Annotated in this window: 12 protein-coding genes and 1 pseudogene; 8 read left to right on the forward strand and 5 right to left on the reverse strand. The window is 60.1% G+C overall.

Translation table 11 applies throughout. The features are described 5' to 3' along the window. Positions 1-76 precede the first annotated feature (76 nt). The 4 genes from FHW75_RS05830 to FHW75_RS05845 all read right to left on the reverse strand — a co-directional run bounded on the left by FHW75_RS05830 (position 77) and on the right by FHW75_RS05845 (position 2220). Positions 77-457, reverse strand: a complete 381-nt coding sequence (locus tag FHW75_RS05830; protein ID WP_016714274.1) for a MerR family transcriptional regulator — start codon at positions 455-457, stop codon at positions 77-79. 72 nt (positions 458-529) lie between these two features. Beyond that, on the reverse strand, positions 530-1105 hold the full coding sequence (locus tag FHW75_RS05835; RefSeq protein WP_019099506.1) for an NAD(P)H-dependent oxidoreductase: 576 nt from the start codon (positions 1103-1105) through the stop codon (positions 530-532). 380 nt (positions 1106-1485) lie between these two features. Beyond that, the gene (locus tag FHW75_RS05840) at positions 1486-1986 is read right to left on the reverse strand and encodes a peroxiredoxin (protein WP_159266135.1); all 501 of its coding nucleotides are present in this window, start codon (positions 1984-1986) and stop codon (positions 1486-1488) included. A gap of 93 nt (positions 1987-2079) precedes the next feature. Then, positions 2080-2220, reverse strand: coding sequence for a hypothetical protein (locus FHW75_RS05845; protein WP_016714277.1), 141 nt, complete (start codon positions 2218-2220; stop codon positions 2080-2082). 492 nt (positions 2221-2712) lie between these two features. Here FHW75_RS05845 and FHW75_RS05850 point away from each other — a divergent pair, with 492 nt between their 5' ends. From FHW75_RS05850 to FHW75_RS05885, 8 genes are all read left to right on the forward strand, one after another. Then, positions 2713-3696: a DUF1852 domain-containing protein gene (locus FHW75_RS05850; RefSeq protein WP_016714278.1), complete on the forward strand. Its 984-nt coding sequence runs from the start codon at positions 2713-2715 to the stop codon at positions 3694-3696. A 27-nt stretch (positions 3697-3723) separates the two neighbouring features. After that, positions 3724-4758, forward strand: a complete 1035-nt coding sequence (locus tag FHW75_RS05855; RefSeq protein ID WP_183673313.1) for a methionine synthase — start codon at positions 3724-3726, stop codon at positions 4756-4758. Between the two features lie 48 nt (positions 4759-4806). Continuing rightward, entirely contained in the window at positions 4807-5736 is a 930-nt protein-coding gene (locus FHW75_RS05860; RefSeq protein ID WP_025753162.1) for a LysR family transcriptional regulator, read from the forward strand. 372 nt (positions 5737-6108) lie between these two features. Beyond that, positions 6109-7518: a circularly permuted type 2 ATP-grasp protein gene (locus tag FHW75_RS05865; protein ID WP_016714282.1), complete on the forward strand. Its 1410-nt coding sequence runs from the start codon at positions 6109-6111 to the stop codon at positions 7516-7518. A gap of 3 nt (positions 7519-7521) precedes the next feature. Then, positions 7522-8472 (forward strand): alpha-E domain-containing protein, encoded by a 951-nt coding sequence (locus FHW75_RS05870; protein ID WP_025753165.1) that lies wholly within the window; start codon positions 7522-7524, stop codon positions 8470-8472. Next, complete coding sequence (locus FHW75_RS05875) at positions 8469-9248, forward strand: transglutaminase family protein (RefSeq protein ID WP_025753166.1); 780 nt, start codon at positions 8469-8471, stop codon at positions 9246-9248. Before FHW75_RS05870 ends, FHW75_RS05875 begins: the two co-directional genes overlap by 4 nt. A 73-nt stretch (positions 9249-9321) precedes the next feature. Next, a complete protein-coding gene (locus FHW75_RS05880) occupies positions 9322-10044 on the forward strand; it encodes a proteasome-type protease (RefSeq protein ID WP_020371278.1) in 723 nt (240 codons plus the stop codon). A gap of 183 nt (positions 10045-10227) precedes the next feature. Then, positions 10228-11565: a D-serine ammonia-lyase gene (locus FHW75_RS05885; protein WP_019099510.1), complete on the forward strand. Its 1338-nt coding sequence runs from the start codon at positions 10228-10230 to the stop codon at positions 11563-11565. A gap of 48 nt (positions 11566-11613) precedes the next feature. On the opposite strand, the pseudogene FHW75_RS05890 reads toward FHW75_RS05885, so the two are convergent. Further along, a pseudogene (locus tag FHW75_RS05890) lies at positions 11614-11943 on the reverse strand (PLP-dependent aminotransferase family protein); the annotation flags it as partial. Positions 11944-11966: the final 23 nt, after the last annotated feature.

Raw genomic sequence — 11966 nt, forward strand, 5'->3', positions numbered from 1 at the left:
TTGGGAGCGGTCACTTGCGAGCCGCACCTTTCACGCGGATGCCGCCAGTCCAGGAAATAGGGTTGCCTGGCACGGGTTACGCCCGTACTTGCGGGTCAAGCCCGCACTGATACCTCGTACCTTCAAGGCGTGCTTCAAACGCCTGGAGCCCTGCGTATATCTGTTGTAGCCCAGTGATTTGCCCCAGCACTTCGCGTTTCTTGTCGGCAATGGCCTTGCCCGCCAACTCCCACGGCAAATCAGCACCCTGATGCCTCGGCAGAATCGCCTGCAGTTCCTTCAGTTTGAAACCCAACTGCTGCGCGCATTTGATGAACGTCAGCAGCTCGACACTCTGCTGGTTGTAAACGCGGTACTGCCCCTGGCGCTCGGGCGGCGGCAACAGGCCAATCGCTTCATAGTGGCGGATGGTCTTGACCGTGGTGCCCGACAGTTGGGCGGCTTTGCCGATGTACATGAACGTCCTTTTCATAAGTGGGCGGCGCATCATTGCACGGCGCCAGCGGTTCGGGAACCTCATAGGCGCAGGTCAGCCGGCGATGCTTCGTGCCTGTTGGAGCCAGGTTTCGCGCCGCCGCGCGCTGGAGCCGAGCAGCGGACCGAACATCAGGGTACGCAGCGGTCTGATACCGCAAAACTGTAACGTGGTCTTGCGCACTTGGTGAAGGCCAGGCATGCGATACACCCAACGGTAGTACCACGGCGGTGTATCCATCGTCACCAGCAAATGCGCCGTACGGCCCTTGAGCAGTTGCTCGGGGAAAGCCTTGCCTGCCCTATACCGGAACGCGAAACCGGGCAAGAACACGCGGTCGAAAAAGCCTTTCATCAATGCAGGGATACCGCCCCACCAAATGGGGTAGATAAAGGCTAAGTGCTCGGCCCAGGTGATGTCGGCCTGAGCCCTGAGCAGGTCGGGCTCCAATGGCTGCGCTTGCCGGTAGCCGCTGCGCAGCACCGGGTCGAAGCTCAAGGTATCAAGCCGTAACACCCTTACATCATGGCCGGCAGTTCTGGCCGCCTCGACATAACTCTCGGTCAGCGCTGCACAGAAACTCTCGCCTGACGGGTGCCCCAGCACCACGAGTACTCGTTTGCTCATCATCACTTCATCCTGAACAGAAAGCGTGCAGGGTAAAGTCTGCCCCTAACGGGAGAGTCAACTGCTCAGGCTTTATCCCTGCCATGCGTATCCAGTCAATCGCTTGTGCATGGGTGTGCAGGCCAGCTCAAGCCCTGAAGGCAAGGTGTAGATTCCTTCAGCCTCCCGCTGATAACCACATCGACGGTAGAACGTAGTGGCATTGGGGACATGCTCACGCTCCTTGTCACGGGTGATCATGACCGGAGCCTGAAAAGCCCCGCCCCATTAGTGGCGGGGCTTAGGGTTACGTCAGGATTTACGCGCGCAACGTCCTATGGCCCGCCCAAGGCGGTCATCATCGGATGCTTCATCAAGGGTGTCAGATTTGGGGGCGGGTAAACCTAGCGCAGCGCAGCCAAAACGCTCCCCGCGTCGCTGACCTCGAACTTGCCAGGCGCTTCCACCGCTACGTGCTGGACGATCAGGTCGTCGACCACCATGGCATAACGCAGCGAACGGTGCCCAAGCCCGCGGGCCGAAAGGTCCTGGATCAAGCCCAGTGCGTCGCTGAACTCGCCATTGCCATCGCCGATCATCTTCACCGCATCGCCCACCTGCAGGCTGTTACCCCAGGCATTCATGACAAAGGCATCGTTTACCGAAACACAGAAAATTTCGTCAATGCCAGCCGCGAACAACGCTTGCGCCTGCGCTACGTAACCCGGAACGTGGCGTTCGGAGCACGTGGGCGTGAACGCGCCAGGCAAGCCGAAAATAACCACTTTTTTCTGCTTGCAGCGGTCGCGAACAGAAAAGGCATTCGGGCCGATCGCGCAGACGCCAGCATCGTTGTTGTATTCGTAAAGGGTAACGTCGGGCAGTTGATCGCCAGTCTTGATCATCGTTGTCTCCGGCATCAGGTGATGATTGAGCAAGCCATGATGCCGCAGTCTGGTCGAAATGTCCGGGGTTGCCGTACCGGATTGATTACCCTGTCAGCGGGCCAGTATCGCCTGATGATGGTCGATCGAAGGCACAGCGTCCTGAACGCGCCGAGCCGTCAGCCATTCGCGCATTCGCGCAGTATCGAAAATCTGCCCCTCCTCCATCATGGTCAGGATGAGCGTTTGGGACATTCGGTAACATCCACATCGGGAACAACACCGCGCTTCCCATCCGTGGGCGCATTCGACAGTTTCAGCCTGCCCTGCGCAGATCAGACAACTCATGTAAGCCCCCTTTTATTGTTCTTCCATGAAGGGTGGTTGCAAAGGCAAAAGAATAGTATGGCTTTGGATTGACATGAGATTTTCGTGCCAAGTCCAGAAATACCTTCAGCGCGCTTGAGAACCAGGCATGGCCCGAGGAGCGTTCATCAACTGAACAGGCTGTCATCCAAGGGCTCGCTCGGCGCGTCCATCAGGCACACGCCTGCTACTGGCCATGACACCCATCATGAGCAACGCTAAAAAACCTGTGAATTATCTTCAATACCTTTCATGTAGACGCCCTGCTTAAACTACGTCCTGATCATGCATCAGCATAAAGTTTGTTGAGCGAAGGCCCCAGAAGGTGCAACTGGACAGCACTGGAAGTGCTCGACCTCAAACATCAGGACACCGCGCACCATGAATACAGCACCTACATTCAGCCTCAAACGCATTGCCTTCGACGAACATTATCACCCTGCCGATAACACCCGCCTTACCACCAATTTCGCCAATTTGGCGCGGGGGGCGAACCGCCAGGAAAACCTGCGCAACACCTTGACGATGATAAACAACCGCTTCAACGCCCTGGCGCATTGGGATAATCCCGACAATGACCGCTACCACGTCGAGCTGGAAATCATCTCGGTGGAAATGAACATGGAAGCCGAACAGCACGGCACTACCCTGCCGTTGATAGAAATACTGAAAACCCATATTGTCGACCGCACGACCAATACCCGCATCGAGGGCATGGTAGGCAATAACCTTTCCTCGTACGTTCGCGACTACGACTTCAGTGTCCTGTTGCTGGAGCACAACAAGCATCGGGCAACCTTCAGCACGCCCGAGCACTTTGGCACGCTTCACGGCAACCTGTTCAAGTGTTTCGTAAATTCGCCAACCTACCAGCAGCACTTCAAAAAACCGCCGGTTATCTGCCTGAGTGTGTCGAGCAGCAAAACCTACTACCGCACCGAAAACCAGCACCCTGTACTGGGCGCTGAATACCAGCAGGATGAATACTCGCTGACGGACGAATACTTCAAAAAAATGGGTTTGAAGGTTCGCTATTTCATGCCACCGGACAGTGTTGCCCCGTTGGCATTCTATTTTGCCGGTGACTTGCTCGCGGATTACACCAACCTTGAGCTGATCAGCACCATCAGCACCATGGATACCTTCCAGAAGATCTACCGCCCCGAAATCTACAATGCCAACTCTGCAGCCGGCAAGGCCTACCAGCCCAGCCTGAAGCACCAGGACTACTCGCTCACGCGTATTGTCTACGATCGGGATGAACGCAGCCGGCTGGCGATCGAACAGGGGAAATTTGCCGAGGCGAACTTTGTCAAACCCTACCAGGCCACGCTTGAGCAATGGTCCGCTCAATACACCCGTTGAATCATTCAAAGTACAAGGTCATCGCTCATGAACACGCTACTCCCCACGTCCACTGCCGGCAGCCTGCCTAAACCGTCCTGGCTTGCCCAACCTGAAACACTCTGGTCACCGTGGAAGTTACAAGACGCGCAGCTTATCGAAGGCAAACAGGATGCCCTGCGCCTGGCCTTGCAAGAACAACAACACGCCGGTATCGACATTGTCAGTGATGGCGAACAAACACGTCAGCACTTCGTCACCACCTTTATCGAGCACCTGAGTGGTGTTGATTTCGAACAGCGGGAAACCGTTAGAATCCGCGATCGCTACGACGCGAGCGTGCCAACCGTGGTGGGTGCTGTCGCTCGACAGAAACCCGTATTTGTCGAAGATGCCAAGTTCTTGCGCCAACACACTACGCAGCCGATAAAGTGGGCGCTGCCTGGCCCCATGACCATGATCGATACCTTGTACGACACCCACTATAAAAGCCGCGAGAAACTGGCCTGGGAATTCGCCAGGATTCTCAATCAGGAAGCCCGGGAACTGGAAGCGGCCGGTGTTGACATCATTCAGTTCGACGAACCGGCATTCAATGTCTTCTTCGACGAAGTGAATGACTGGGGCGTGGCCACCCTGGAAAGGGCCATTGAAGGCCTCAAGTGCGAAACAGCCGTCCATATCTGCTATGGCTATGGCATCAAAGCCAATACTGACTGGAAAAAGACACTGGGTTCGGAATGGCGGCACTATGAGCAAGCCTTCCCCAAACTGCAACAGTCCTGCATCGATATCATCTCGCTGGAATGCCATAACTCGCATGTTCCAATGGACCTGATCGAGCTGATTCGCGGCAAGAAAGTCATGGTCGGCGCCATTGATGTGGCCAGCCATGCCATTGAAACACCGGAGCAGGTTGCCGACACCCTGCGCAAGGCATTGCAGTTCGTCGATGCCGACAAACTCTACCCGTGTACCAATTGCGGTATGGCGCCGCTGCCTCGTCAGGTAGCCAGCGGCAAGCTCAAGGCGTTGAGTGCAGGCGCAGCAATCGTGCGCCAGGAACTCGTCAACGCACGCTGAAGCCTGTGCAGACAAAAGCGCCAAATTGAGCTGACCCGTATTTTACCCATGATCGATTTACGCCACCTGCGAACCCTCCACGCACTGCGTGAAACCGACAGCCTGCACGAGGCCGCCGAGCGCCTGCACCTGACCCAATCAGCCCTGTCGCACCAGTTCCGCGACATGGAAGAGCGTATCGGCATGCCGCTGTTCGTGCGCAAATCCAGGCCGGTGCGCTTCACCAGTGCGGGGCTGAAACTGTTGCAGCTGGCCGACCAGGTGTTGCCGCAAATCCGCAGTACCGAACGGGACCTTGGCAAGCTGGCCGGGGGCTCGGCCGGGCGGCTGCACATCGCCATCGAATGCCACAGCTGCTACCAGTGGCTGATGCCTTGCGTGGATGAATTTCGCAGCGCCTGGCCAGAGGTGGAACTGGACCTCGCCTCCGGTTTTTCCTTCGCACCACTGCCAGCCCTGGAGCGCGGCGACCTGGACCTGGTAGTCACTTCCGACCCGGTAACACTGCCGGGCATCAGCTATGTGCCGTTATTCGCTTATGAGGCACTGCTGGCCATCGACAACCACCACGCCCTGCGCGACAAGCCTTACCTGGAACCTTCCGATATCGCCCACCAGACGCTGATCACCTACCCGATCGAACGCACTCGTCTGGATATTTTCACCCGCTTTCTCGACCCGGCCGACGTCGAGCCGGCACAGGTACGCACCTCGGAACTGACCGTGATGATGATGCAGCTGGTGGCGTCCGGGCGCGGCGTCTGCAGCCTGCCCAACTGGGCAGTGCATGAGTACAGCTCGCGTGGCTATGTAACCGCCAAGCGCCTTGGCGAACATGGCTTGCAGGCCAGGCTCTACGCTGCACTGCGCAGTGACATGCTGGAAGTGCCATACGTGAGTGATTTTCTGCTCACCGCCAAGGACATCTCCTTCACCACGCTGGCAGGTGTCAGCGTGGCGTCAGGGCCCGTACGCTGACAACTGCGCGGCCTTGGCGGACCACGCCCCAGTTCGGGTCAAAATCGGTAACGGGGTTCAAAGCGCCCTTTTTTGATGCACGCCTGGCTGTCGGCCCGGCGTTGCTCACTCGCAGCTAAAGCAAACACCGGCCCGTACTGACACGAATTACCCGCCCACATCCCGTGTTTCGCGGCGCTTCCCCCTAAACATCCCCGCTGCACTGCGTTTTCGGCACCTTCATTGCAATGCTTGTTGTGGTCACCGCACAGGTGATCAATCGCAACCGAGGCTCACGCGAGACACGGCACCCACCGACCCCAGCAAGGCAGCACCCTGAAAAACGCAGATGAACCGCAATGAAGCTGCCGGCAACGGCGGCAAGGAGTGGGTATGTCCCGGGCTTTTTTCAATGAGATGTACGAAGCGAACGGCAGTTGCCGCCCGCATTACCAGGAGTTCGCCCGCTGGCTGGCGAACACGCCGCTGGAGCTGCTGGAGCAGCGCCGACGTGAAGCGGACCTGTTGTTCCACCGTGCCGGCATCACCTTCACCCTGTACGGCGACAGCCAGGACACCGAACGCCTGATCCCCTTCGATATCATCCCGCGCAGCATCCGCGCCAGCGAGTGGCGCACGGTCGAGCGTGGCTGCATACAGCGTGTGCAGGCGCTTAACCTGTTCCTGCAGGACATCTACCACGACCAGCGCATCCTCAAGGCCGGTATCATCCCGCCCGAGCAGGTGCTGGCCAACGAGGGCTACCAGATCGCCATGCAGGGCCTGGACCTGCACCGAGGGCTGTATGCCCACATCGCCGGTGTCGACCTGGTGCGCGATGGCGATGGCAGCTACTTCGTGCTGGAAGACAACCTGCGCACCCCCAGCGGCGTCAGCTACATGCTCGAAGACCGCAAGATGATGATGCGCCTGTTCCCTGAGCTGTTTGCCGCCCAGCGTATCGCCCCCATCGACCACTACCCCAACCTGCTGCTGGACACACTCAAGAGCGCCAGCCCGCTGGACAACCCCACGGCCGTGCTGCTCACCCCCGGCCGCTTCAACAGCGCCTATTTCGAGCATGCGTTCCTGGCCCGGGAAATGGGCATCGAGCTTGTGGAAGGCGCAGACCTGTTCGTGCGTGACGAGCATGTCTACATGCGCACCACCGCCGGCCCGCAGCAGGTCGATGTGATCTACCGCCGCCTGGACGACGACTACCTCGACCCGCTGTCGTTCAACCCGGACTCGATGCTCGGTGTGCCGGGGCTGATCTCGGTGTACCGCGCCGGCAATGTGGTACTGGCCAACGCCGTCGGCACCGGCGTGGCCGACGACAAGTCGATCTACCCCTATGTCGACGACATGATCCGCTACTACCTGGGCGAAGAGCCGATCCTGAACAACGTGCCCACCTGGCAGTGCCGCAAGCCTGCTGATCTGTCCCACGTCCTGGCCCACCTGCCCGAACTGGTGGTCAAGGAAACCCAGGGCTCCGGCGGCTATGGCATGCTGGTTGGGCCGGCATCGACCCGTGCCCAGATCGAAGACTTCCGCGCGCGCATCAAAGCCCGCCCGCACGCCTATATCGCCCAACCCACCTTGTGCCTGTCCACCTGCCCGACCTTTGTCGACAGCGGCATCGCGCCACGCCACATCGACCTGCGCCCGTTTGTGCTTTCGGGCAGTGAAACCCGCCTAGTGCCCGGCGGCCTGACCCGCGTGGCGCTGAAGGAAGGCTCGCTGGTGGTCAACTCGTCGCAAGGCGGCGGTACCAAGGACACCTGGGTGGTGGAGGACTGAACCATGCTTTCGCGAACCGCTTCCGACCTGTACTGGATGTCGCGCTACCTGGAGCGTGCAGAAAACCTCGCGCGCATGCTTGAGGTCAGCTATTCGCTGTCGTTGATGCCCCAGGCCGGGCGCAGCGATGGCCATGCCGAGCTGGCGATGTCGCTGCTGGCATCCGGCACGCTGGACGACTACATCCGCCGGCACACCGAGCTCGACACCGAGCGCATGCTGCACTTCTTCGCCCTCGACGCGACCAACCCCAGCAGCATCTATTGCTGCCTGCAGGCCGCCCGCACCAATGCCCATGCGGTGCGTGGCCGCATCACCGCCGACATGTGGGAAAACATCAACGCCACCTGGATCGAGATGCGCAATATCGCCAGCAATGGCCTTGGCCGCTATGGCATCAGCCAGTTCTGCGACTGGGTCAAGGAGCGCTCGCACCTGTTCCGTGGCGCCACCTCCGGCACCATCATGCGTAACGATGCCTACAGCTTCATTCGCCTGGGCACCTTCCTGGAGCGGGCGGACAACACCCTGCGCCTGCTCGATGCGCGCTATGAAATGTTCGGCGAAACCTCCGAAGAGGTGAGCGACGATTCCGCCCGTGGTTATTACCAGTGGAGCGCCTTGCTGCGTGCGCTGACCTCGTATGAAGCCTTCAACGAGATCTATCGCGCCGCCCCCAGCGCGCGGCCGGTGTCCGAGCTGCTGCTGTTGCGGGTGGATGTTCCACGCTCGCTGCATGCCTGCATCGAGGAACTGGACCTGATCCTGGCCGGTCTGCCGGGCAGTAGCGGGCGCGCCGCCCAGCGCATGGCCGCCGAACTCAACGCGCGCCTGCGCTACACCGCCATCGATGAAATCCTCGATGCAGGGTTACACCCCTGGCTGAGCGACTTCATCGGCCGCGTCAACCAACTGGGCCAGGCGGTCCATCACTCCTACCTGGAGGTTGTATGAAACTGTCCATTCGCCACGACACCACCTACAGCTATGCCAGCGATGTCAGCAACAGCATCCAGTTCCTGCGCCTGACGCCGCGCAGCAGCGCACGCCAGCGTATCAATGAATGGCAACTGGGCCTGCCCTGCAAGGTCAAGAGCCAGATCGACCCGTACGGCAACATCCTGCATGTGCTGACCCTGGACAAACCCCACGGCCACCTGGCGCTGACTGCCAGCGGGCAGGTAGAGATCGACCCGGACTGCGAGCAGGAGGCCGAAAGCCAGTCTCCCCTGCCATTCCTGCGTGTCAGCCGCCTGACCCAGGCCGATGACACACTCAAGGCGTTCGCCACCCGGCAATGTGGCCAGCACCGCGACCGGGCGGCACTGACGGGGCTGATGCAAGGCTTGGCCGAGCACATGCCCTACAGCCCCGGGGCCACTTCGGTGGGTACCACCGCGATCGAAGCATTCAACGGCGGCGCCGGGGTGTGCCAGGACCACACCCACGCCTTCCTGGCCTGCGCCCGCAGCCTGGGGGTGCCGGCACGCTACGTTTCGGGCTACCTGTGCACCGAGGACGAGCAGCACCTGGCCAGCCACGCCTGGGCAGAAGCCTGGATCGACGACGCCTGGTACAGCTTCGACATCACCAACCGCCTGACGCGGCCAGACCGTCACCTGAAGCTGGCGGTTGGCCTGGACTACCTCGATGCCTGCCCGGTCCGGGGCGTGCGCCGCGGCGGCGGTATCGAATCGATGCAGGCCAGCGTTCACGTACACCGCCAGTGACACGTTTGCTGCAGGCCGGTCTTGCCGCGCAGGTGCGGCAAGACCACTCCATACCCAATACAAGGGAAACCGCATGACTTATTGTGTTGCCATGCACCTTGAGGACGGGCTTGTCTTCATCAGCGATTCACGCACCAACGCCGGCATTGACCAGATCTCCACCTTTGCCAAGTTGTTCGTGTTCAGCGTGCCGGGCGAGCGGCTGATCGTGCTGCAGACCGCCGGCAACCTGGCAACCTCGCAGTCGGTGGTGAACCTGCTGCAGCAACGCAGCCAGGGCAGCGGCCCTCACCTGCTGAACGTTGCCACGCTTTACGATGCAACGGTGCTGGTCGCCGACACCCTGCGCGAAGTGGTCAACCGTGACCGCAGCAAGCTTACGGGCGACATCGACCTGAGCAGTTCATTCATTGTCGGCGGCCAGATAGCCGGCGCCCCCATGGCCATCTACAACGTCTACGCGCAGGGCAATTTCTTCCAGGCCACGCCAGACACCCCGTTCCTGCAACTGGGCGAAAGCAAGTACGGGCGGCCTATTCTCGACCGCAACCTGCAATACCAGACGCCACTGGATGAAGCGTTGCGTTGCGGCCTGATTTCGTTCGATTCCACCATCCGCAGCAACCTGTCGGTGGGCATGCCGCTGGACTTGCTGGTGTATCGCAAAGGCAGCCTCGAAAGCATGACGCGCAAGCGCATCACCAACGAGGATGCCTATTATCAGCAGATTCGCAGGCAGTGGAGTGATGGGTTGAAGCGGTTGTTGGCGGAGCTGCCTGCACCGCCTTATGGCTGAATGAACACACGGCTCGAAACATCTGCTGCCTGTGCAGGCCTCTTCGCGGGCAAGCCCGCTCCCACAAGTACTGCGCATAACCTGAAGGCTGCGATGATCTTGTGCATGCTGTGAGGAGTCATCGTTTGAGTCTCACCGGCCACTGAGCTCTAATTGGGCGAATACTGCGCTACTGGTGAAACCATGATTCACGGAAAAACCCTGGAAGCCTGGCAAAAAAGCCACCCGATCATCGCCGACCTGGTTGCCCTGAAAGAAACCAGCTGGTTCAACCCTGGTATCGCCAAGGCTGCCGAAGCCCTGCACGACGTAGGTCTGACGGCTGACGACGTGCAAGCGACAAGCGCGCGATTGCAGCGTTTCGCACCCTACCTGGCCACTGTGTTCCCTGAAACGGCAGCTGCCGGCGGGGTGATCGAGTCGCACATCACCCCGCTGCCGCAGCTTCGCCAACGGCTTATCGAGGAAGGCTCACTGCAAAACGTGGGCAGCCTGTGGCTCAAGGCTGACAGCGACTTGCCTATCTCCGGATCCATCAAGGCCCGGGGCGGCATTCATGAAGTGCTCAAGCACGCCGAAGACCTGGCCTTGGCGGCCGGTTTGATCACCCCGTCGGATGACTACACCAGACTGGCCAACGATGAGGCCCGCACATTCTTCAGCCAGTACAAGATCGCCGTGGGCTCGACCGGCAACCTGGGCCTGTCGATTGGCATCATGAGTGCCAAGCTGGGCTTCCAGGTGAGCGTGCACATGTCGTCTGACGCTAGGCAATGGAAGAAGGACAAGCTGCGCGCCAACGGCGTAACGGTGGTAGAGCACGCCTGCGATTACAGCGTGGCAGTCGAGCAAGGTCGCCAGCAGGCAGCTTCAGACCCCAGCTGTTATTTTGTCGACGATGAAAACTCCCCGCAGCTGTTCCTCGGCTATGCCGTAGCAGCCGAACGGCTGGCACGGCAGTTCGACGAGGCCGGCATCCAGGTGAACGCTGATCATCCATTGTTCGTGTACCTGCCGTGCGGCGTAGGGGGCGGCCCCGGCGGTGTCGCATTCGGGCTGAAGCTGGTGTTCGGCGATGCGGTGCATTGCATCTTTGCCGAACCCACCCACTCCCCGTGCATGCTGCTGGGGGTGTACACCGGCTTGCACGATGAAACCCGTGTGCAGGACTTCGGCATCGACAATATCACCGCCGCCGACGGCCTGGCGGTCGGGCGCCCATCCGGGTTTGTCGGCAAAGCCATGCAACGGCTGATTGATGGTTACTACACCGTGACCGACGAAGAACTGTACCGCTTGATGGTCATCGCCCACGAGCAGGACAGGGTCAAGCTGGAGCCTTCTGCGCTTGCTGGCGTACCTGGCATGGCACGGGTGTTACAGGCAGACGAGTATCTGGCTCGCCAGGGCTTTACCCCAACTCATCTGCAAAATGCCACTCACCTTGTGTGGGGAACGGGCGGCAGCATGGTTCCAGAAACCGAGTTTGAGGCTTATCTGGCGAAAGGCCGCAACCTGTAGGCTACGCTTGTCACGGCCCTTGAATGGGTTGCCTGTACTGGCCTCTTCGCGGGTCCAGGGCGTCACGGTCTTCTGGTTGGTCTGGAAGATCGCCCCCGGCGCCCGCGTTACTCCCCTGCCCTGCACTTCGCGGGTCAGCACGGCAGTGTCGTCGATCCCCGGAAAGCGCGCCCACAGGTACAGGCTTTGCTCCGGCCGGCAGAACACCTCGGCACCTAGTTCGTCCAGCACCCGCAGCCCACCGGCGGTGGCTTCCCGCACCCGGTCCTGCAGGCGCATCAGGTGCCGCAGGAAGTGCCCTTCGCTGAGGATCACATCCGCCGTGCGTTCGCACAGTTCCGAACAACTGGTGTGCAACATCATCTGCAGGTCGGATAATCGTGAGTTATCCGCTGTCGATC

Source organism: Pseudomonas sp. OG7, assembly GCF_014192825.1.
Taxonomy (GTDB): Bacteria; Pseudomonadota; Gammaproteobacteria; order Pseudomonadales; family Pseudomonadaceae; genus Aquipseudomonas; species Aquipseudomonas monteilii.